Genomic DNA, 23429 nt, shown 5'->3' on the forward strand with positions numbered 1-23429 from the left:
AACCGTTCATATTGTGAAATTAATACTCAATCACAATGTTTCAAAAGCGTCGATTAAGCTTCTGGGAAATCTGGAACCTCAGTTTTGGATTTCTTGGAATTCAAATGGGTTTTGCCCTCCAAAATGCCAATGCCAGTAGAATTCTCCAAAGTTTTGGTGCTGATGTTCACGAACTCTCGTGGTTCTGGATTGTGGCTCCACTTACCGGACTTATTGTACAACCCATTGTTGGCCATTACAGTGATAAGACTTGGACTCGGTTAGGACGGAGGCGGCCTTATTTCCTTACTGGCGCCCTCTTGGCTTCTTTAGGTCTTATTTTTATGCCCAATGCGGATATGTTTACCGCCTTGTTGCCTTCTCTATGGGTCGGTGCCGGTATGCTTATGGTAATGGATGCCTCTTTTAACATAGCGATGGAACCTTTCAGAGCCTTAATTGCGGACATGTTGCCATCAGACCAGCGTACTTTGGGATACAGTGTTCAGACCGTACTTATTGGTGTAGGTGCAGTAATTGGTTCTTGGTTGCCCTACACACTTACCAATTGGGTTGGTATTAGCAATACCTCAGTCGCCGGCGAGGTTCCGCTCAACCTTTTATTTTCATTTATAATTGGTGCCGTTGTACTTGTGGGCAGTGTTGCAGTTACCGTATTTACCACTAAAGAATATACTCCCCAGGAAATGGCTCTTCTCAATCAAAAGGAAGAAGTCAAGGAAGCCGAAAATATTACAGGTGGTCTATTAGATATATTTACAGACTTTGCTATGATGCCGCGAACCATGCGGCAATTGAGTTGGGTTCAATTTTTTTCTTGGTTTGGACTGTTTGGACTATGGGTTTTTGCTACACCCGCAATCGCTGGACATATTTATGGATTAGACCCCAACAATAGTCAAAGTGCAGCTTACCAAAATGCCGGAGACTGGGTAGGCATTCTCTTTGGAGTATACAACGGAGTTTCTGCAATTTTCGCTTTTTTCCTACCGGCCATAGCAAAAAAAGTAGGGCGAAAAAAGACCCACACCATATCCTTGATCATTGGTGCCCTCGGATTTTTATCTATTTATATTATGCCAGATGAAAATTGGTTGATACTCTCTATGATAGGTATTGGTGTCGCATGGGCAAGTATTTTGGCAATGCCCTATGCCATTTTAGCTGGCGCAATTCCTCCACAAAAAATGGGAGTTTACATGGGTATTTTCAACTTTTTTATTGTTATCCCACAAATAGTTAACGCCTTAATAGGAGGCCCAATGGTGAAATATGTATATAACGGACAACCTATTTACGCTTTAATGACCAGTGGTGTGGCGTTTTTAATTGCAGCCCTATTAGTTTCAAGGGTTGACGATATCGACGATCACGGACAATCCATTTAAATTAACCAACCAATTCATTAAAAAACAAATTCTTATACTTATTTTGACCAAGAATCTTCAATAGATTTAATCTCATACTAAAAACACATCAATCACATTAAGAATGAATCAAGATTACATACAACCAAATCCTTGGAGCATTATAGAAGAAGGTTTCGACAAGGAACGCGTGAAATCTTCCGAAAGCCTATTTAGTATTGGAAACGGGGCCATGGGCCAAAGAGCCAATTTTGAAGAGTCCTATTCGGGACCTACCTTCCAAGGGAGTTATATAGGAGGAGTCTACTATCCCGATAAAACCCGCGTGGGATGGTGGAAAAATGGATACCCGGAGTACTTTGCCAAAGTATTGAACGCTCCCAATTGGATCGGAATACATGTGAGCATCAATGGTGAGCCTTTGGATTTGGGAACCTGTACCAATATTAAAGGTTTTAAACGGGAGCTCAACATGAAAGAAGGGTGGTACCGAAGAAACTTTGTGGCCACTACGTCCAACAATATCGAAATAGAAGTTGTAGCTACACGGTTTTTAAGCCTGTCTTATGATGAAGTCGGTGCTATCTGTTTTGAAATCACCCCGCTTAATTCTGACGCGGAAATTGTTTTCAATCCATTTATTGATGCAGGAATAACCAATGAAGATAGTAACTGGGATGATAAATTCTGGAATACCACCAAGATTGAATCGGATAAAAACAGGGCCTTCATAGAGTCGCATACCATGAAGACCAATTTTAATGTCTGCACTTTTATGCAAGCCCATCTGGTTTATGGAGATACTTTGAAAGAAACTCCCGACTCACTTAACCAAGAAGAACTTTCTATTGGTTTTGAATTCACTCAAAAAGCAAAAAAAGGAGAGAAAGTAAATCTTGTTAAATACGGTGGATATACTGTGGACCGAAACCATGAAGCCGATAAATTGACCGAATCGGCCCATGCAGCACTGGATCAAGTTTCTGCCCTTGGCTTTGACGGACTTTTGGAAGAACAGAAAAAAGCTTGGGCACGGATTTGGGAAATGAGCGATATAGCAATTGAAGGTGATGTAAAGGCACAACAAGGTATTCGTTTCAACATCTTCCAATTGAACCAAACCTATTTAGGAACCGATTCCCGACTGAATATCGGACCAAAAGGATTCACTGGAGAAAAATATGGCGGCAGTACGTATTGGGATACTGAAGCCTACTGCATTCCCTTTTATATGGCCACAAAAAATCAGGAAGTAGCCCGAAAATTGCTCAAGTACCGCTACAACCATCTAGAAAAAGCCATTGAAAACGCAGAAAAGCTAGGTTTCACAAACGGGGCTGCGCTCTACCCGATGGTTACGATGAACGGGGAGGAATGCCACAACGAATGGGAAATCACATTTGAAGAAATTCACAGAAACGGAGCCATCGCTTATGCCATTTTTAACTATACAAGATACACACAAGACTACAGTTACATTCCCGAAATGGGGTTGGAAGTCCTAATAGGAATAGCCCGTTTTTGGCAGCAGCGGGTAAATTGGTCCGCTCATCATAACAAGTATGTAATGCTGGGAGTAACCGGCCCCAACGAGTACGAGAACAACGTAAACAACAATTGGTATACGAACTACCTGGCCAAATGGTGTTTGGAATATACTTTGGAACAATTGGAATACGTTCAGCAAGAACATCCAAACGACTATAAAAGGGTTTTGGAAAAAACCCAATTAAGCAATGATGAAACCGGGCTATGGAAAAAAGTAGCTGCCCATATGTACTTCCCCTATTCGGAAGAACATGGAATTTATCTGCAACAAGATGGATTCTTGGACAAGGATTTGATTCGTGTGGCCGACCTCGATAAAAAAGAGCGCCCTATCAACCAACATTGGAGCTGGGACCGAATTTTGCGTTCACCATACATTAAACAGGCGGACACCCTGCAAGGTTTTTATTTCTTCGAAGATCATTTCACCAACGAAGAATTGGAAAAACATTTCGATTTTTACGAATCTTTCACGGTTCACGAATCTTCACTCTCCCCTTGTGTACATGCGATACAAGCAGCCAAATTGAGCCGTATGGACCAAGCGTACACTTTCTACCTCAGAACCTCACGATTGGATTTGGATGATTATAACAAAGAAGTGGAAGAAGGGCTCCACATTACCTCCATGGCAGGTACATGGATGAGTATTGTGGAAGGTTTTGGTGGTATGCGCATAAGAGATGGCAAACTTTGCTTTTCCCCGCAAATTCCGGAGCAATGGGAAATGTATTCCTTCAAACTTAATTTTAGGGATAGAGTTTTAAAAGTAACCGTTACCCAAGAGGGAACCCAATTCGATATTGATAAAGGAGACACTTTGGAAATTTTGGTCAATGACAGCAAAGTGACCTTATAGTGCATTAAACAAACAAGAATTAGAAATTGATGCAGTCATGAAATCATTGTTAAAATCAAATTACATCCTTTACTTTTTATTGATTCTAACTTCTTGGGCTTCGGCACAAGGATTAAAGTCTCCCAATGGAAATTTTGAAATGGCTTTCGAGCTCCTCAAGGATGGAACTCCCACCTATCAATTGGAGTACAAGGGTAAAGAGCTTATAAAAACCAGTAAACTGGGTTTTGCTTTAAAAGATAATACCAAATCCCTTTTGGATGGCTTTACAGTGGTAGATTCCAAAACCGCCACATTCAATGAGACTTGGGTTCCCGTCTGGGGCGAAGTAGCAGAAATAAGAAATCATTACAACGAACTTGCCGTAACACTCGAACAAAAGGAAACCGAACGCATTATGACCATACGTTTTCGTTTGTTTGATGACGGTCTTGGTTTCCGCTACGAATTTCCACAGCAAAAGAATCTGGTGTATTTCGTTATCAAGGAAGAACGTACGGAGTTTGCCATGACCGGAGACCATACTGCCTTTTGGATTCCCGGGGATTATGATACCCAAGAATACGACTACACAGAATCGCGATTAACAGAAATTCGCGGTTTGTTCGATTCGGCCGTAACACCAAATGCATCACAGCAACAATTTTCTAAAACCGGTGTGCAAACGTCTTTGATGATGAAAACCGAGAATGGAGTTTATATCAACCTACATGAAGCTGCTTTGGTCAATTACGCCTGCATGCACCTTAATTTGGATGATGAAAATCTCGTATTTACTTCGTGGCTGACTCCAGACGCGGTTGGGGACAAAGGCCAAATGCAAGCTCCACGGCATACTCCTTGGCGTACTATAATTGCCAGTGATGATGCAAGGGATATTTTAGCCTCCAAAATGTCCTATAACCTGAATGAACCCAATAAAATTGAAGACTCTTCTTGGATACATCCCGTAAAATATATCGGGATTTGGTGGGAAATGATTACCGGAAGTGGCAGTTGGGCTTACACGAACGATTTTCCTTCGGTTCAATTGGGCAAAACCGATTACACCAGTGCCACCCCTAACGGTAATCATTCCGCGAATACCAAACACGTGAAGGATTATATCGATTTTGCTTCTGAAAATGACTTTGATGCTGTTCTGGTGGAAGGATGGAATGTAGGATGGGAAGATTGGTTCGGTCATCACAAAGATGATGTATTCGATTTTTTAACTCCTTATCCCGACTTTGATGTAGAGGTCCTGCGCGATTATGCAAAAGAAAAAAATATAAAATTGGTGATGCACCATGAAACTTCCGGGGCCGTTCGCAATTATGAAAGACATATGGACAAAGCCTATGGTTTTATGGCGGAAAACGGCTACGATGCCGTAAAAAGTGGATATGTAGGTGATATTTTGCCCAAAGGGCAGAACCATTATAACCAATGGGCCGTGAATCATTACCAATATGCATTGGAAAAAGCGGCAGAGTACAAAATTATGGTAAACGCACACGAAGCGGTTCGCCCCACAGGACTTGCCCGCACGTGGCCCAATCTAATTGGCAATGAATCTGCTCGTGGAACAGAATATCAAGCCTTTGGAGGTTCCAAACCAAACCATGTTACTGTTTTACCTTTCACACGGCTCATTGGTGGACCTATGGATTACACCCCCGGGATTTTCGAAATGGATGTAAGTAAATTAAATCCAAATAATAAATCCCACGTCAATTCTACCTTGGCGAACCAATTGGCTCTTTATGTAACGCTATATAGTCCATTACAAATGGCAGCTGATGTCATTGAAAATTACAAAAGGTTTCCAGATGCTTTTCAATTCATCAAAGATGTGCCCGTAGATTGGCAGGAAAGTCATTACCTCGAAGCCGAGCCAGGTAAATTTATCACAGTGGCCAGACAAGACAAACAAAGTAATGACTGGTTCGTAGGTAATGTGAACGGCACAAGTGAACGCACAACTTCCTTAAAACTCGATTTTTTAGAAAAAGGAAAAAAATATAGGGCCACCATATATAGTGATGGTCCCGATGCTCATTTCAAAACCAATCCACAGTCCTATAAAATCCAATCCAAAACCGTGACATCCAAATCAAAATTAAAATTGACTTCGGCTCCCGGTGGAGGATTTGCCATCAGCATAACAGAACTATAAACAAACACAAATGAAAAAATATTTAACCATACTCTTCCTTGTCATCACAGCGATTTCGTTTGGCCAAGTGGAAAGGATAGAACCGCCCAATTGGTGGGCAGGTATGCAGAATACCGAGTTGGAACTTTTGGTTTACGGTAATAACATCAATCAACTGCATCCCGAGTTTTCCGATGACATTACCATCAAAAAAGTGGTGAAGGTGGAAAACCCCAACTATTTATTCATTACAGTTGATACAAAAGACATAACACCTGGAACCAAAAAATTATCATTTAAAAAAGGACGCAGAACGGTAGATTCTTTTGATTATGAGTTCAAAACAAGAAGAGAAAACTCAACACAACGAGAAGGTTTTAATTCTTCCGATGTGATTTACCTATTGATGCCTGACCGGTTTGCCAACGGAGATCCATCAAACGATAGTACACCCGAAACCATTGAAAAAGCCAATAGAGACCATCAAGGTGGCAGGCACGGTGGTGATATTCAAGGAGTAATTGACCATTTGGACTATATCCACGAATTGGGCGCCACTACACTGTGGAGCACTCCCCTAACTTTGGATAACGAGAAGGTGTATTCGTACCACGGATATGCCAGCAGTGACCTTTATCAGATAGACCCTCGCTACGGTTCCAACGAGGACTTTTCACGCCTCTCCGCAGAACTTCACAAGCGGAACATGAAACATATTATGGATTTTGTTCCCAACCATTGGGGATTGAGTCATTGGTTGATTCAAGACCCTCCAAACCAGAACTGGGTGCATTATTGGGAAGGTGGTGAGAATGGTTTTAAAAGAAGTAATTATATCCAAACCAGTCAATTTGACCCATATGCCTCAGAAATAGATACCAAAGGATGTATGGACGGTTGGTTCGATTACACCATGCCCGATATGAACGAAAACAATCCCATGGTAATCGATTATCTGGTTCAAAATGCCATTTGGTGGATAGAAAGTGGTGATTTGGATGGTATGCGGGTGGACACCTATCCCTATAACGACAAAATGGGCATCACAGAATGGGTGACCAGAGTGATGAAGGAGTACCCAGACTTTAATGTTGTGGGAGAAGTATTCATGCATGATACTGCCCATATTGCCTATTGGCAAAAAGATAGTAAAATTGGGGCCATACAAGGGTTTAATTCCAATTTACCTACGGTAATGGATTTTCCACTGCATGACATTTTACCCCAAGTATTCAAAGAAGATGAGCAAAATTGGGGAGATGGAGTATATCGTGTTTACGACCATTTGACCAAGGATTTTCTATACCCCAACATCAATAATCTTTTGATAAAAATGGGGAACCACGATGTAAACCGCATCAACGAAGAGTTTGACGGAGATTTAGAAAAATATAAATTGGCACTAACCTTAATAATGACTCTTAGAGGAATTCCGCAAATCTATTATGGAGACGAAATAGGAATGTTGGGGGATAAAGGAAAAGGTGACGGTGATATTAGGCGTGATTTTCCCGGCGGATGGCAGGGCGATGCCCAAAATGCTTTTGTTTCCTCAGGGAGAACAGACACACAAAATGATTATTTTGATTTCACCAAGAAACTATTGAATTGGCGTAAAGGCAAAAAGACAGTACATATTGGAAAAACCCTCCATTTTTCTCCAATCGACAATGTGTATGTCTATTTTAGATACCTGCCTAAAAGTCCTGATGAAACCGTTATGGTAGTTCTAAACAATTCAACCAAAAATCAAACCGTAGATCTTGGGCGATTTGCCGAAGGCATAAATGGGCATGAAAAAGGTCTAGAAATAATTTCAGGGAAAGAATACTCTTTGAATCAAACGCTGGACATTGGACCAAAAACAGGATTGGTGTTTGAATTAAAATAGTTACCTGGCAAATCTTATTAACCTACATATTGACGGTATTTCACCTAAAAAAGTTTAAAAAACATCAATTTATAGGGCAATCGAAGTATTTTCATACCATCTTAAAAATTTTACCATGAAAAGATTACTGCTATGCATTTTAGTACTCCAACTGGCTGGATGTGCAGAACTCCAACAAGTCGTAAACCAATTGCCCCAGGGAACCAATGGAATTGGAAATGACCAAATAGCCCAAGGATTGCGCGAAGCCTTAAATATGGGCATTGAGAAACAGGTGAACAAATTGACCAGCGAAAATGGGTTTTACAAAAACCAACTGGTCAAAATCCTGCTTCCCGAAGAATTACAAAAAGTGGACAAAACTTTGAGGGATATAGGTTTATCCAGCTTGGCCGATGAAGGTTTGAGGATAATTAACCGTGCTGCCGAAGATGCTGTAGGAGAGGCTACTCCAATTTTTGTAGATGCGGTTAAGGGAATCACATTCAACGATGCCAAACAAATTCTTTTGGGAAAGGATAATGCCGCGACCCAGTATTTACAACAGGCCACCAAGAGCCAATTGTACAATAAGTTTAATCCAATTATCAAGAATTCCTTCCAAAAAGTAGGAGCAGACCAAATTTGGAGCAATATTATTACCAAGTACAATAATTTGCCCCTAACCAACGATGTAAACCCCGATTTAACCGATTACACCACTAACGAAGCCTTGGAAGGAGTATATACGATGATTGCTGTTGAAGAGAAGGAAATTAGGACAAAAGTTTCGTCCCGGACAACAGATTTGTTAAAAAAAGTGTTTGCTATGCAAGATTAATCACAATTTTTTCAGAAAAATGTAATAACTTTAAAGCTAAAGCGTTATAACTTTAATAATTAAGAATAATTATAACAAAATCCTAAAGTTAAATTAACCTTGACCTGAAGGTTAAACTTGAATTTTGTAAAAGTTATCTGAGTTAGCATTTTTTTGAGTTAGTTAGTTTAAAAACCGGTGTTCTTCACCGGTTTTTTGTTTTCTCAACTCTTTGGTAGAGTCCATCAAAAGCAATGGTAACATTATCCTCTTCTCCAAGAACCTCCCATAATTGCCTTACTGTACCATCTTCATTATTGGTCCAAGTAATACGGTTCCTATATTTTTTACCATCAGCTTTTGCAAACTCATCGGAGGTTAAAATCATTTGATTGCCAATCCGGTTTCCTTTCAATTTCAAAGAAGCCCCGGCATTGTCTAACCACAATTGTTCCCATTGATTGGTTTGAGCATTAAAGAAATTAAGACTGGTTCCCGTATATCCGGCTTTGGCACTAGTCCAATTTTCCCGAATCGCGCAACCATTCTCTTCCCTTCGGATTACACTAGAACCTGCAGGAGAACCACCTTGGGAATTGACCACATCCCACTCTCCTATCCAAAAATCAAAAGCTCTGTGGTTTTCGGAGCAGCAATTGCAATTATCCGCACTCTGTGCGTACAATACGACTTGAAATAACAATGTGAAAATGAATAATAACTTTCGCATACAAACAACATTAACCTGTTGGTCAACCCTTATTAAAGGTACATTAATTTTATTCTAACCGAATGTAAGCAAATTCACAATATGAGACACTATACGTTAAATTTTAGATAAATTACCTGATTTTTAGACGTATACCCTCCAAAGTCGTAATCCATTAGACCGATTTGAACGTATCTTTGTTATTAACAAATCTTGAGAGCTATGAATAATCAGTATTGTAAAGTTGGGTCTGTCACACCTATCACCAGTGTAAGCCAAGCAGCATCAGTTTTGGAGGTTATGCACAACAATTTTATGGAGAAAGCTGCCAGTGTTTCTGGCAAAGACACTCAATTGGGTGAATTCTTTAAAAGAAAAGCTCAGAGCATTAAAAAAGTTTTGGAAAGCTTGGCCTAAGCTTTAAGTAAGTTTCGCCAATTCAACAGCCATTTCCTGTTGGATTTCCAGTGCCTTTTTTGCTGCGGTTTCCGCAAAATCCTCACCTGTTGAGGCATATAAAATACCTCGAGAGGAATTAATCAACAAACCTACATCTTTGGTAATTCCGTACTTACAGACCTCTTGTAAACTTCCACCTTGTGCACCAACGCCAGGTACCAACAAAAAGCTTTCTGGAATAATTTTTCTGATATCTTCAAGATAAGTCGCCTTTGTGGCTCCGACCACATACATTAATCTTTCAGCACCTTCGTACGTTTTAGAAACAGACAATACTTCTTTGTAAAGTTCTTGTCCATCCACACTTTTAGTTTGAAAATCAAAAGCACCTTGATTGGACGTAAGCGCCAATAAAATGGTATGCCTATCCTTGAACTCCAAAAACGGCTCAACAGAATCTTTGCCCATATAGGGAGCGATAGTAATGGAATCAAAATCCAAAGTCTCGAAAAATGCCTTGGCATATCTCGTGGATGTATTCCCGATATCTCCACGCTTGGCATCCGCAATCGTGAACATTTCTGGATGATTGGCATTTAAATATTCCATGGTGCGTTCCAAAGATTTCCATCCCTGCAGACCATAGGCTTCATAAAAAGCAATATTGGGTTTATAGGCCACACAAAAGGGATGTGTAGCATCAATAATGGCCTTGTTGAAAGAAAAAATGGGATCCTCGTCTTTTAAAAGATGTTTTGGAATTTTATCCAAATCTGTGTCGAGACCAACACAGAGAAATGATTTTTTTTTATGTATTTGGGAAATTAAATCTTCTATTTTCATTTTGAATGGTTCTCGACCGTGACTGAACTGAGAATTAACCGATTAAAATATCTCCGAAGCTTCTTTGAGTTTCTCTGTGTTTTCCACCAACATTAACTCATCTATTATTTTTTGGACATCTCCATTGATAATATTCTGCAAATCGTAAAGGGTTAGGCCTATTCTGTGGTCCGTTACCCTACCCTGTGGATAATTGTATGTTCGGATTTTTGCCGAACGGTCACCACTACTTACCTGCGAATTACGTTTTGCTGCATCTTCGGCCTGTTTTTTGGCCAATTCCATATCGTACAAACGGGAACGAAGCACTTTAAAGGCTTTGTCCTTGTTTTTGTGCTGGGATTTTTCATCTTGACATTGCGCCACAATCCCTGTGGGTTCGTGGGTTAAACGCACCGCGGAGTACGTGGTGTTCACAGATTGTCCACCAGGCCCTGAGGAACAGAAATAATCTATTCGCACATCTTTGGGGTCTATTTGAACATCAAATTCTTCTGCTTCGGGAATTACCATCACGGTAGCGGCACTTGTGTGTACCCTACCTTGGGTTTCGGTCTGTGGTACGCGCTGTACACGGTGCACCCCAGCTTCGAACTTCAGGGTTCCGTAAACATCTTCTCCGTTTACCTCAAAGTGGATCTCTTTATATCCGCCGCTGGTTCCCTCGCTCAAATCGATAACATTGGTCTTCCACCCTTTGGATTCACAATACTTGGTGTACATACGGAAAAGATCTCCTGCAAAAATACTGGCTTCATCACCACCGGTTCCCGCCCTGATTTCCATGACCACGTTTTTCTCATCTTCGGGGTCTTTGGGAATTAACAGATATTTAATTTCCTCTTCCAACTTGGGCAAGGCACTTTTGGCTTCATCCAATTGCATTTTGGCCATTTCCAACATTTCCGCATCACTTCCATCGGCGATGATTTCTTCGGCTTCTTGAATATTGTTGGTAAGGGTAATGTATTCGTCACGTTTGTCGCTGAGCAATTTTAAATCTTTGTACTCCTTGTTCAGTTTTACGTAACGCTTTTGGTCCGAAATAATATCGGGCTGAATGATAAGGTCCGAAACCTCATCAAAACGCTGTTTTACAATATTGAGCTTGTCTAGCATAAATCATTCCTCCTATAGGAATGCGAATTTACGATTTTTTAGTTGGATTTTTTCCAATAAACAGTGGGTCAATTCCCAACAAAAGTGGTTCCAAGGGTAATAATGAAGGCATTGAGTCCATCACTTCGATCATACTGGCTAACGCGCAAATCAATGGTTTTAAGACCAAAATTGAACACTTTGGCCGAGGTAAAAATATCCTTGTACTGTATTCCCATACCATATTGATGGGCATTGTAATCGGACAAATCATAATCCGATGAATAAAACTCATTGGTGGAAAGGGCCTGTTCCTTTGGATAAAAATAATCTGCTGCCGTTTGGGTGTAATAGCGATACGTTGGATAGAGCGTAAACTTTTGGTTCAACTTGAAAGGCGCTTCAATACTTGCGGTATGGGAGGTAATTCCCCAATCATCCCAATAAAAGCGATAGTAACCCCTTAGCACCACTAAATCATTGACATAGTAGTTCAACCGACCACCAAATGGCACCTTGAACCTATTGTCCGGTAATTGTTCCACATTGTCCGCCAGTTGAAAATCATCGATATAGAAATCCTCAAAGTCCGAAAAATAGACCCGTTGAAAGGGCGTACTCAACAATCCATTCTGGGACACCACATCAAGAAAAAGGGCACCTTGAAGTTTTTTGGACAATATCTGGGAGAAACTCAGGGAAAGGGAATAGGAGTTTCTGGTTTCCTTTTCAAATTCAGAAAAAATAGGGGCATACGTCCCATTCCCAGTGATTCTATTATCAAAAAAACCATCACGCAACTCTATGGGATACTCAGGTTTCCATTTATCCAGAAACACTTTGCCACTTAGAGTGATCTCCGTGTTCTTTTCATTGAACAAACGAGTGTAACTCCACCCAAATCCAACGGAAAAATAATCGTATTCCGAAGATATATAGGCATTGGCGCTCCATATTTTGTTTCGATCGTCCGAGCTATGGGAATAACTGGGATTAATGTATGCCAAATTATCCTTTTGCGATTCACCTGAAGAGGCATCAAAAGGAGTGGCATTACCTTCATCAAATGGATTAACATTACTTGTAGAAGCAGATGTATAGGCCGAAAGTCCAACATCAACGGTCAGTACGTCATCTTCATTCATTGGCATGCGCAATACAATGGTAGAGGTTGCATCGGTCAGTTCTTCGGTGCCTTCCCCTCCGGTAACAGCTGCATGGTCTCCATCTTGCGTATAATAACTAAAAAGCAAATCAACCTCACTGGTTTCCAATACTCGTTTTTTATAGGAGGTGCCTACTTGCTGGGCCATTGCCATCGTACATGCGAATAGGGCAATGATAAAAATATTCTTTTTCAGAACTCTAATTTTTTAAATTGTTAAGATTGTAGGTATGTCGGAGAAGTTGCTTTTTAATTACATCCACAACCTCCACCTGTTTTGCCGCCATTGGCTCCAGATGATGCTTCCCTATAAATGTGGAAATTCGTTTCAAACCGTTCGTTGGATCTTGCACCAAGTTGCATTTCAGAATCATTGAGATATACCTTGTCATATTCTCGAACAGCGACACAGGAACTTGATAAAATTAAAAACAGTAGTAAAAAAAGTGATTTTTTCATTTTGCAAATTTATTTTTTAGTATTGAACATTATTCCAGTGCTCTTCTGGATTTTATTTTCCGAATCCACAATAATGGCTTCTACCCCATCAATTTGGTTGATCAGGTGAAGACCCACATCCTTCCCCAAAATAAAGACCGAGGTAGCCAAAGCATCGCACAACTCGGCCTGTTTGGCAAAAATGGTCACACTATTGATGCCCGTTGTGGGGTATCCTGTTCTAGGATCAATGATGTGCGAATATCTTTTACCGTCCAGTTCGATATATTTTTCATAGTTTCCAGAGGTGGCCACCGACGATTCCACAATGGGCAACCACCCAAAAGCCTTTTTCTTGTTCAGTGGGTTGGTAATGCCCACCAACCATTTTTCACCTGTCACCTTGGTTCCCCAAGTCGTCAGATCCCCAGATGCATTGATTATACCTCCTTTTACTTCCTTGGACACCAACAATTCCTTTGCCCTATCCGCGGCATACCCTTTTCCTATGGCGCCAAATCCAATCTTCATGCCTCGTTCCGGTAAAAAAACCGTACTGTTTTCTGGATCCAACTCAATTTTTTTGTAACCGATCTTCGCAATGGATTTTTTAATATCAGAATCGTCGGGTGCCATCTTCATGCTCCCGTCAAACTTCCAGATATGATCTATTGAAGCAAAGCTAATGTCGAAGGCTCCATCGGTAATTTCGGAAATCCTGATGCTACGCTCTATCAAATTAAAGAGCTCCGGACTGACCTTTACGGGCTTTATACCCGCATTTCTATTGATGAGCGCCGTTTCGGATTCCTCATCCCAAGAGGAGATGATTTTTTCAATACGCTGAATTTCCGATACAGCTTCATCTATATTGATATACCCTATTTCTTCATTGGGAGCCACAACGGTAATTTCGAAACGGGTGCCCATTAATTTGAGCACCTTGTGAACGGTAATGTCCGCAGAAGCTGTCTGCCCATGAGCCAGCAAACAACATAGGCTACAAAAAAGGGCAGTCAAGTATTTCATTTGATGAAACTATTCAGTTTTTTAAGGTAATTATCCGGAGTTGTCCTGGCTACAAAACCAGTTTCACCCAATACATGTTCGTTCTTATCCAATACCAGTACCAATGGAAAGTAACCCTTTGGGTTGTATTTCTCAATCAGGGTTTTATTGACCAACGCTTTTGATTCGGGCAATTGATTTTGCTTTTTTCTGGGGAAATCTGCATTGAACAACACATAATTTTCGGAAGCATAGGCCATAAATTCTTCGCTATCCAAAATATGTTTTTTGAGTCGGATGCAAGGAGCGCACCAATCCGAGCCAGAAAATACCAATACAATGGGCTTATCTTCCTCCTTTGCTTTGGTCACGGCACCTTCAAAACTATCTTGCCACTCTTGGGCCTGTATTGTGGTTGCCACTAATAAAACAATAAAGGTCAAAATATTCTTCATCTTCTATAATTTAACTATTCATATACTCGTAAAATGGAACCGTTAAGTTCTGTATTATAAACCTTGAGTGCTTTTGCAGCTGCGCCATCCACTTGATTGAGCGGGGTTCCATCTTGGTCAAATCGGGATCCATGCACATCACAGTAAAATATTCCTCCACTTTGATCCACAAAACGCACTTGATCATAGGATTGATGACTGCACACCTGGCTTGCCGCTACATATTCGCCCTGCAAGTTTCTTGCAATAACCACCAAGTTTTTTAATATAAACCCTCCATTTTCTGAGAGGTTTGCTGCTTCGGAAGTGGTTAAATCAACAATAAAGTCGACACCAGAAGGTTCTTCAACAATATCACCATTGACATCATCTTTGGAGCACCCTTGTAAACAGGGAAATGTTAAGGCAAAAGCAGCTCCTGCACCTAAACTTCTTAAAAACTCTTTTCTTTCCATAGCGTGAGGTTTATTATAACAACGCTATTTCGGCATAAGTCGTATACTAATAGGTAAACTTACCGTACTCACTTTGGATGGTGAGTTTTTTGTTTTCCGAGGGTTCCACACCGCCAATAATCTGGGCATCCACATCAAAAGTTTTGGAAATAGCAATAATTTCATCCGCCACTTGCTCATTAACATACAGTTCCATGCGGTGGCCACAATTGAAGACTTGGTACATTTCTTTCCAATCGGTCCCCGATTGCTCTTGAATCAATTTGAACAAGGGCGGAATCGGAAACATATTGTCTTTGATAATGTGCAGGTTTTCGACGAAGTGAAGAATTTTGGTCTGCGCACCGCCACTACAATGTACCATACCGTGTATTTCTTTGGAGGTATATTTTTCCAGTACTTTATTAATGACAGGGGCATAAGTTCTTGTTGGTGACAGCACCAATTTCCCCGCATCAAGTGGCGAATCAGGTACCTCATCCGTTAATTTGGTGTTTCCGGAATACACCAATTCTTCAGGAACAGATGCATCAAAACTTTCAGGGTATTTTCCAGCGAGGTATTTGGAGAACACATCATGTCTGGCAGATGTCAATCCGTTACTGCCCATACCTCCATTGTATTCAGTTTCATAACTGGCTTTCCCAAAGGAAGCCAAACCAACAATCACATCTCCAGCTCTGATATTGGCATTATCGATGACGCGTTTTCGCTCCATTCGAGCAGTAACCGTGGAATCCACGATTATGGTTCTCACTAAATCACCCACATCGGCAGTTTCACCTCCCGTAGAACGAATTGTAATACCGTGTTTATCCAAATCGGAAATTAGTTCCTCCGTACCATTGATTATAGCTGAGATCACTTCACCGGGAATCAAGTTTTTGTTTCGCCCAATGGTTGATGATAGCATAATGTTATCCGTAGCGCCCACGCAGATCAAGTCATCTACATTCATAATAAGTGCATCTTGGGCTATACCTTTCCAAACCGAAATATCGCCGGTTTCCTTCCAGTACATGTATGCCAAAGAGGATTTGGTTCCGGCACCATCGGCATGCATTACCAAACAATGTTCCTCACTACCTGTTAAATAATCGGGAACAATTTTGCAGAACGCCTTGGGAAAAAGGCCTTTATCAATATTCTTAATGGCATTGTGCACATCTTCTTTGGAGGCGGAAACACCTCGTTGGGCATATCTTTTACTTGTATCCGACGACATATGAATGGTTTGGGCAAAAATAACGGAAAGCCATCAAATTATTGATATGCTTTCCGTCTTTTCCTTTAGGGTATTTTTCTATTTAAAAAACAACATTTCCCTGTATTTGGTAAATGGCCAGAATTCGTCTGCAATTAGTTTTTCCAATTTATCGGAATGCTCCCTGATCTTATCAAAATAAGGCTTTACATTATTGCAATAGGCCTGGGCCTTTTTATCCACTACGGACATACCATTGGCTCGTCTTCTTGCATCCGCCATCTCATCCGTAAGCTTTTTTATTTCAATGATATGTTCACCTATTTGTTCCAGAATGTTCAACTGTCCATCCGCCACTTTTTTATGTGCGGCTCCATAGACCTCTTTTAATCCATGAATGTTTTCCAATAATAGATTTTGATATTTTACGGCAGCAGGAATGATATGATTGTAGACCATTTCTCCCAATACTCGTCCTTCAATCTGAATATGGAAAATATAAGCACCCAGTTCCACCTCTTTATGGGCTTTGAGTTCCACTTCGTTCATTACGTCCATCTGCTTAAAAAGTTCCAAACTTTGCTTTGACGTAATCACTTGAAGTGCTTCTGGTGTATTTTTATTGTAGCTCAGTTTTCGTCTCCTTGCTTCTTCCTGCCATTCAATGCCATAACCATCACCTTCAAAACGGATACGTTTCGAGGTTTTGATGTATTCTCGAAGTACATTGAAAACAGCCTCGTCCTTTTTTAGACTTTTCTTGTCGATCAAGGCATCGACTTCCTTTTTAAAATCGGTAAGTTGTTTGGCCACAATGGTATTGAGCATGGTCATGGGCTTGGAACAGTTCATCTTGGCCCCAACCCCTCTCATCTCAAATTTATTTCCTGTGAACGCAAAAGGTGATGTTCGGTTCCTATCCGTATTGTCCAATAATATTTCTGGAATCTTTCCTACCACGTTCAGTTTGAGCTCTGTTTTTTCCTGAGGGGACAATTTTCCTTTGGAAACCCCTTCCAATTCATCGAGTACCTCACTCAATTGTTGTCCTATAAAAATAGAAATGATGGGGGGCGGCGCCTCATTGGCACCCAATCGATGATCGTTGCTGGCAGAAGCAATGGAAGCTCTCAACAATTCCTCATAAGTATCCACAGCTTTGATGGTGTTCACAAAGAAGGTCAAAAACTGTAGATTCTTCATTGGCGTACTGCCCGGGCTCAAGAGGTTCACCCCGGTATCGGTACCCAATGACCAGTTATTATGTTTTCCCGACCCGTTGATTCCCGAGAACGGTTTTTCATGGAACAGCACCGAAAAATTATATTTATCCGCAATCTCTTCCATTACATCCATCAACAACAAATTATGATCAACGGAAAGATTGGCCTCCTCAAAAACCGGGGCAAGTTCGAATTGGTTCGGCGCTACTTCGTTGTGGCGTGTCTTCACAGGAATACCGAGTTTGGTACATTCCCTTTCAAGTTCACTCATAAAACCTAGAACGCGAGGTGGAATAACACCAAAATAATGGTCATCCAATTGCTGGCCCTTGGCAGAAAAACTCCCCACTAATGTCCGTCCCGTTACGGAAAGGTCCAAACGGGAGTTGGCCAATGATTTATCAATCAAAAAATATTCCTGTTCCCACCCAAGCGTGGCATGTACCTTTCTTACGTTTTTATCAAAATATTGCGCTACAGAAGTTGCTGCTTGGTCCACGGCATGCAAAGCTCTTAAAAGGGGGGCTTTATTATCCAAGGCTTCTCCCGTGTAAGCGACAAATATGGTAGGTATACAAAGTGTTGTTTTATAAACAAATGCCGGAGAAGTAGGATCCCAGGCCGTGTATCCCCTTGCTTCAAAAGTGTTTCTGATTCCACCACTAGGAAAGCTGGAAGCATCGGGCTCTTGCTGCACTAATTGTGCTCCTCCAAATTTCTCCATTGCTCTTCCGTTAGGGAGAATATCAAAGAAGGCATCGTGTTTTTCGGCTGTAGCTCCAGTTAATGGCTGAAACCAGTGTGTATAATGGGTTGCCCCCATGGAAAGCGCCCAGGCTTTCATACCCTCGGCCACTTGGTCGGCAATTTTCCGGTCTATTTTAGTGCCTTGAAAAATGGCAGATTTTACTTTATCAAGAGCTTCCTCTGTAAGAAACTGAAGCATTTTGTCTTCATTAAAAACGTTCTTACCAAAAAGGTCGGACCGTTTACCTGTTTCGTTGATATTGACATGCTCCCTATTACGGCTTTCGGCCAAGGCTTGGAATCTTGTTTTCGGCATTTTTAATAATCTTTAATTTTCAAATCTACAATTAAGAATTTAATAAAATATACTGCAAAAATTACTTTTTTTTCAGTCAACCCTTCTTAAAACAGGGGTAATATAAATAATAAACACAAGTTTGTGATTTTACCCCCATAAAACGTTGATAATTAAATGAAAAAACTATTTTTGTTAATCATAAAATTGAGAACGATTAACTACCAGAATTATGAGCAAATCTAAATTAGAGTATCTATGGTTGGATGGATATGAGCCAACAGCCAACGTTAGGAGTAAAACTAGGATAGAAGAGGGTTTTAGTGGTAAATTGGAAGATTGCCCAATGTGGTCTTTCGATGGTTCATCTACAAAACAAGCCGAAGGTGGTTCCTCTGACTGCCTATTGAAACCTGTTGCCATTTACCCTGATCCCGCAAGAAGAAATGGTTATTTGGTTATGACCGAGGTAATGAATGCTGATGGAACCCCGCACGTGAGCAATTCCAGAGCCACCATCGATGATGCAGATGATGACTTCTGGTTTGGATTTGAGCAGGAGTACTTTATTATGGACACTGCAACCCAACTACCATTAGGATTCCCTGTTGGTGGTTATCCCGGACCTCAAGGTCTTTACTATTGTTCTGTTGGAGGAAGAAACACTTGGGGAAGAGACCTTGTTGAGGAGCATGCCGACCTTTGTTTGGACGCCGGACTTACCTTTGAAGGTATTAACCAAGAGGTTGCCGCCGGACAATGGGAATTCCAATTGTTTGCCAAAGGCGCCAAAAAAGCAGGTGATGAAATCTGGGTAGCACGTTACTTACTGCAAAGATTGACCGAGAGCTACGGATATTATATCGAGTTCCATCCAAAACCTGTAAAAGGTGATTGGAACGGTTCTGGAATGCACGCTAACTTCTCCAATACTTTATTGAGAACTTGTGGATCTAAAGAGATTTACGAAAAAGTTTGTGAGGCGTTCCGTCCAGTAACCGATGAGCACATTGATGTTTATGGAGAATTCAATGATGAACGTTTAACAGGACTTCACGAAACAGCACACGTTTCCGATTTTTCTTATGGAGTATCGGATAGAGGTGCTTCCATTAGAATTCCAATTATGACTGTTGAAAAAGGCTGGAAAGGTTGGCTGGAAGATAGAAGACCAGCTTCCAATGCAGACCCATACAAAGTTGCGGCCAGAATTATTAAAACGGTTAAATCCGCAAACGTATAAACACGTATATAAATTAGTTGTTGATTATAGATGAAAACCGTCCCGCTATTTGGGGCGGTTTTTATTTTATGGTCATATAAATAAAAGTGGCATAAAATGCCAAAAGTACCAATCCATCTCTCCATCCTAAGCGCAATCCCTTTGGAAAGAACACCAAAGGAAATATAAGAAAAGATATACCGAGCATCCAAAAGATATCTTTGGACAACAATCCCTCATCCATAACGGTTATAGGGGTTATTATAGAGGTTATCCCCAACACGGCCAACAAATTGAAAATATTGGAACCTATCAAGTTTCCTAACGAAATCGCTTTCTCCTTTTTAAGCACAGCTATAACGGAAGCTGCCAACTCGGGTATACTTGTTCCTACGGATACAATTGTAATCCCGATTACACGGTCACTAACCCCAAATGTGGAGGCCATGCCCACCGCACCATCAATAAGCAATTCTGAACCACCCCAAAGTGCAGTTCCCCCGATTCCCAGGAAGAGTACAATCTTATATAATGGTAACGGAACATCGTCTTCCGGCATTTCGTCCACAACCGCTGTTTTTTGAAACCTTAGCAAATACACTAGAAAGACAAACAGGAACGACACGAGAATAATTCCTTCGTATTGCTGAAGTTCTCCATCAAAATAAATGAAGCCACAGAACATTAGGGAAGCAACAATCATCACTGGCCAGTCGGTCGTATAAAAACTCTTTCTAACATCAATACTGCCCATAATTACGGTAATGGCCAAAACCAGTCCCAAGTTGGCAATATTGGAACCTACCACATTGCCCAAAGAAAGATCTGGGAAACCATCCAATGCCGCTTTTATACTTACAATAAGCTCTGGAGCCGAGGTGGCAAAAGACACCACGGTCATACCAATAACAATTTTTGGGATGAATAATCGTAAGGATAAAGCCACTGCTGACTTCAACAACCAATTCCCTCCTGCGATAAGAAGAATCAATCCTAAAACAATAAAAAGTAGATTTCCCAAAAAAGTAAATTTTCGTGCAAAGATAATGGAAGATCCACTCACTAAAGAAGGTTCTTCTAAAAAGAAAAACTATAAAAATAGTTAACAAACTATAAAAATAGTTGTTTAACTATAAGATTAGTATTATGTTTGGGCAGATAATGAGAACATCATGCAAAAATTGACCAATAAGGAAGAGGAAATCATGAAAATCCTCTGGGAGCTGAAAAAAGCTTTTGTAAAAGAAATACTTGAGGAAATACGGGGTGAAAAGCCACATTACAACACCTTATCCACCATCGTGAGAAACTTACAGGAAAAAGGGTTTGTGGATTATGAAGCCTTTGGAAACACCCACCGTTATTTCCCTTTAGTGAGCAAAGAAGAATACAGGAAGAAATACGTGAACTCCGCTATTGCCGATTACTATAATGATTCGTTCAAAAGCTTGGTATCACATTTTGCCGAGGAAGAGAAAATATCCGTTAAAGACCTAAAGGAAATCATAGATTTAATCGAAAAGAAAAAATGATGGAACCGATATTGATGTACTTTTTACAATCTGCCCTTATCGCTGGAGGGTTTTTAGCGGTGTACCACATCTTTTTAAAAAAAGACACCCTTTTTACCGAGAACAGATTATTCCTTTTGTCCGGATTGATACTTGCTTTTACATTTCCATTGATTAAAATCCAAAGAACCATTTTAGTGTCCAAACCTGTTCTTATTCAAACAGGAGAAAATACCATTCAAACAACCACAAATACCATCAACAATAGTATTTATAGTCTGGAGAATATACTTTTTACGTTATATATAGGGGTATGTGCGTTTTTGTTGGTCAAATTTATCATCAGACTGATTTCATTGAAAAAGTTATCCCAGACTGCCCATATACGAAGAGAAACTCCCTTTTTGCATATGGTCACCGAAAAAAGGATATCTCCCTTTTCTTTTTTCAACTACATATTTTATAATCCAAGACTTTTCGAGCCCAACGAACTGCATACGGTTTTGGAACACGAAAAGGTACATGCACGACAATACCACACGTTGGATATCTTACTACTGGAAATTTTAAAAATTCTTTTCTGGTTCAATCCGGTATTGTGGCTGTACAAAAATGCCATAAAACAAAACTTGGAATATCTGGCAGACCGTTATGCCATAGCAGGAGCGGAAAATAAAAAATCCTACCAGTATCTTATGCTCAAACAAGCGGTAGACAAGCAAGAATATAGTTTAGCCAATTCATTTTATAATTCATTAATCAAAAAACGAATAGTTATGTTAAATCAAAATCAATCAAAAAAAATCAATGTGCTAAAAACCTTAATGGTAGCTCCATTATTGGGATTGTTCCTTGTAAGTTTTAATATTGAAGAATCCTACTTGTACCAAGATTCCGACAGTATTGAAACTGTTATGGACGATAAAACAGTTGAACTCATCATTGATAAGAACACATCAGATTCTGATTTGGAGAACATCAAAAAAGATCTGGCGAAAGATGATATCGATTTCAGTTATACCACCGTAAGAAATGATGACAAAGAGATTATTTCAATCTCCCTTGATCTAAGCGGCAAAAACTCCAAAGGAGAAACCTTTAGCGGCAATTACAATTCCAATTCCGACGGTCCTATTGGTCCCATTACGGTTTTATATGATGACGAAGCCAATTTAGTTTCCTTTGGCAATGCCAAGCACAAAAAATTTCGTTTACATAAAGTGAGTGAAGGTGATGTTACCTGGAGCACTTCGGATGAAAAAGAAATCATTGTTAAAGAAGTTGATGGAACCAAGATAATAACCATAAATGGTGAGGAAGTAGATGAAGATGAGCTTCACACCATGGACATACAACTTGATAGCGAGGATGGAGAAGAAAGTGTTTTTATTGTAAAACGTGAGGGTAACAATAAACATGTAAAGATTGAAAAACGGGGGAGCAAAAAAGATGGTGTACATGTTATGACAATTATAGACTCCGATGGCGATAAGGATGTGGAAGTAAAGAAAAGCACGAATGTGATGATTATCAAAGATTCCGATGATGATGAAGACATTGAAGTAATTGGAGACGACGATGCAAGTTTCTTTTTTATAGATAACGATGGTAAGGGTGAACCGTTATACATCGTGGACGGTAAAAAAGTCAAATCCAAAGACATTAAAAAAATCTCTCCTAATGATATTAAAAATGTCAATGTTTATAAAGGTGATAAAGCCTTGGAGAAATATGGAAAAAAAGCTAAAAATGGGGTTGTTGAGATAACCACCAAAAACAATAAATAAATTCTGAAAATCATTTTTTGTATAGTTCATGGAACCGTCTTTTTAGGCGGTTCTTTTTTTATGCCGCCAAACGAAAACTCCAAAATTGATCCTTTTTTAAACGAAACCTCCCTAGGTTTTCAAAAAAGACTCTAAAAAGCCCCTACAATTCTAACATTTTTTAAGTTCAGTATAAAATAACATTACATATTGATGTTTTTTACAAGGCAACCCCTTACAGTTGTAGTAGCTATCTATTTATAAGAATACAATCTCGTATGCAATTACAT

20 protein-coding genes are annotated in these 23429 nt (G+C 40.1%); 9 read left to right on the forward strand and 11 right to left on the reverse strand.

Annotation, left to right across the window (positions count from 1 at the left end):
- Positions 1-35: 35 nt before the first annotated feature.
- The 5 genes from ACQQ5U_RS09395 to ACQQ5U_RS09415 all read left to right on the forward strand — a co-directional run bounded on the left by ACQQ5U_RS09395 (position 36) and on the right by ACQQ5U_RS09415 (position 8622).
- A complete protein-coding gene (locus ACQQ5U_RS09395) occupies positions 36-1388 on the forward strand; it encodes an MFS transporter (protein WP_437397005.1) in 1353 nt (450 codons plus the stop codon).
- 103 nt (positions 1389-1491) lie between these two features.
- The gene (locus ACQQ5U_RS09400) at positions 1492-3774 is read left to right on the forward strand and encodes a glycoside hydrolase family 65 protein (protein WP_437397007.1); all 2283 of its coding nucleotides are present in this window, start codon (positions 1492-1494) and stop codon (positions 3772-3774) included.
- Positions 3775-3811: 37 nt separating this feature from the next.
- A complete protein-coding gene (locus ACQQ5U_RS09405) occupies positions 3812-5932 on the forward strand; it encodes a glycoside hydrolase family 97 protein (protein WP_437397009.1) in 2121 nt (706 codons plus the stop codon).
- A gap of 10 nt (positions 5933-5942) precedes the next feature.
- Positions 5943-7802: a glycoside hydrolase family 13 protein gene (locus ACQQ5U_RS09410; RefSeq protein ID WP_437397011.1), complete on the forward strand. Its 1860-nt coding sequence runs from the start codon at positions 5943-5945 to the stop codon at positions 7800-7802.
- A gap of 115 nt (positions 7803-7917) precedes the next feature.
- Positions 7918-8622, forward strand: a complete 705-nt coding sequence (locus tag ACQQ5U_RS09415; RefSeq protein ID WP_437397012.1) for a DUF4197 domain-containing protein — start codon at positions 7918-7920, stop codon at positions 8620-8622.
- A gap of 184 nt (positions 8623-8806) precedes the next feature.
- On the opposite strand, the gene ACQQ5U_RS09420 is transcribed toward ACQQ5U_RS09415, so the two are convergent.
- On the reverse strand, positions 8807-9331 hold the full coding sequence (locus ACQQ5U_RS09420; protein WP_437397013.1) for a hypothetical protein: 525 nt from the start codon (positions 9329-9331) through the stop codon (positions 8807-8809).
- A gap of 201 nt (positions 9332-9532) precedes the next feature.
- Between ACQQ5U_RS09420 and ACQQ5U_RS09425 the strand changes: the two genes are divergently transcribed.
- A complete protein-coding gene (locus ACQQ5U_RS09425) occupies positions 9533-9727 on the forward strand; it encodes a hypothetical protein (protein WP_437397015.1) in 195 nt (64 codons plus the stop codon).
- Positions 9728-9730: 3 nt separating this feature from the next.
- Here the strand turns inward: ACQQ5U_RS09425 and pyrF are convergent, their stop codons facing one another.
- The 9 genes from pyrF to ACQQ5U_RS09470 form a co-directional block, all read right to left on the reverse strand.
- Positions 9731-10552 (reverse strand): orotidine-5'-phosphate decarboxylase, encoded by an 822-nt coding sequence (gene pyrF / locus ACQQ5U_RS09430; protein ID WP_437397016.1) that lies wholly within the window; start codon positions 10550-10552, stop codon positions 9731-9733.
- Positions 10553-10594: 42 nt separating this feature from the next.
- A complete protein-coding gene (gene prfA / locus ACQQ5U_RS09435; RefSeq protein WP_437397017.1) occupies positions 10595-11671 on the reverse strand; it encodes a peptide chain release factor 1 in 1077 nt (358 codons plus the stop codon).
- Between the two features lie 68 nt (positions 11672-11739).
- On the reverse strand, positions 11740-12963 hold the full coding sequence (locus ACQQ5U_RS09440; RefSeq protein ID WP_437397019.1) for a DUF3570 domain-containing protein: 1224 nt from the start codon (positions 12961-12963) through the stop codon (positions 11740-11742).
- A 101-nt stretch (positions 12964-13064) separates the two neighbouring features.
- The gene (locus ACQQ5U_RS09445) at positions 13065-13274 is read right to left on the reverse strand and encodes a DUF4266 domain-containing protein (RefSeq protein WP_437397020.1); all 210 of its coding nucleotides are present in this window, start codon (positions 13272-13274) and stop codon (positions 13065-13067) included.
- 9 nt (positions 13275-13283) lie between these two features.
- Positions 13284-14282 carry an FAD:protein FMN transferase gene (locus ACQQ5U_RS09450; protein ID WP_437397022.1) on the reverse strand — a complete coding sequence of 333 codons (999 nt, stop codon included), beginning with the start codon at positions 14280-14282 and terminating at the stop codon, positions 13284-13286.
- Entirely contained in the window at positions 14279-14716 is a 438-nt protein-coding gene (locus tag ACQQ5U_RS09455; protein ID WP_437397024.1) for a thioredoxin family protein, read from the reverse strand. Before ACQQ5U_RS09455 ends, ACQQ5U_RS09450 begins: the two co-directional genes overlap by 4 nt.
- Before the next feature lie 14 nt (positions 14717-14730).
- Positions 14731-15171, reverse strand: coding sequence for a ubiquinol-cytochrome c reductase iron-sulfur subunit (locus ACQQ5U_RS09460; RefSeq protein ID WP_437397025.1), 441 nt, complete (start codon positions 15169-15171; stop codon positions 14731-14733).
- A 46-nt stretch (positions 15172-15217) separates the two neighbouring features.
- Positions 15218-16396: an AIR synthase related protein gene (locus tag ACQQ5U_RS09465; protein ID WP_437397027.1), complete on the reverse strand. Its 1179-nt coding sequence runs from the start codon at positions 16394-16396 to the stop codon at positions 15218-15220.
- A 78-nt stretch (positions 16397-16474) separates the two neighbouring features.
- Positions 16475-18661: a glutamine synthetase III family protein gene (locus tag ACQQ5U_RS09470; RefSeq protein ID WP_437397029.1), complete on the reverse strand. Its 2187-nt coding sequence runs from the start codon at positions 18659-18661 to the stop codon at positions 16475-16477.
- Between the two features lie 211 nt (positions 18662-18872).
- On the opposite strand from ACQQ5U_RS09470, the gene ACQQ5U_RS09475 reads away from it, so the two are divergent.
- The gene (locus ACQQ5U_RS09475) at positions 18873-19883 is read left to right on the forward strand and encodes a glutamine synthetase beta-grasp domain-containing protein (protein WP_437397030.1); all 1011 of its coding nucleotides are present in this window, start codon (positions 18873-18875) and stop codon (positions 19881-19883) included.
- Positions 19884-19944: 61 nt separating this feature from the next.
- Here the strand turns inward: ACQQ5U_RS09475 and ACQQ5U_RS09480 are convergent, their stop codons facing one another.
- Positions 19945-20883: a calcium/sodium antiporter gene (locus ACQQ5U_RS09480; RefSeq protein ID WP_437397032.1), complete on the reverse strand. Its 939-nt coding sequence runs from the start codon at positions 20881-20883 to the stop codon at positions 19945-19947.
- A gap of 151 nt (positions 20884-21034) precedes the next feature.
- Between ACQQ5U_RS09480 and ACQQ5U_RS09485 the strand changes: the two genes are divergently transcribed.
- Together ACQQ5U_RS09485 and ACQQ5U_RS09490 are read left to right on the forward strand one after the other, a co-directional pair.
- Positions 21035-21394, forward strand: a complete 360-nt coding sequence (locus tag ACQQ5U_RS09485) for a BlaI/MecI/CopY family transcriptional regulator (protein WP_437397034.1) — start codon at positions 21035-21037, stop codon at positions 21392-21394.
- Entirely contained in the window at positions 21391-23160 is a 1770-nt protein-coding gene (locus ACQQ5U_RS09490) for a M56 family metallopeptidase (protein ID WP_437397036.1), read from the forward strand. The genes ACQQ5U_RS09485 and ACQQ5U_RS09490 overlap by 4 nt, the downstream gene beginning before the upstream one ends.
- Positions 23161-23429 lie beyond the last annotated feature (269 nt).

The organism is Flagellimonas lutimaris, from assembly GCF_051494225.1.
Classification (GTDB): Bacteria; Bacteroidota; Bacteroidia; order Flavobacteriales; family Flavobacteriaceae; genus Flagellimonas; species Flagellimonas lutimaris_A.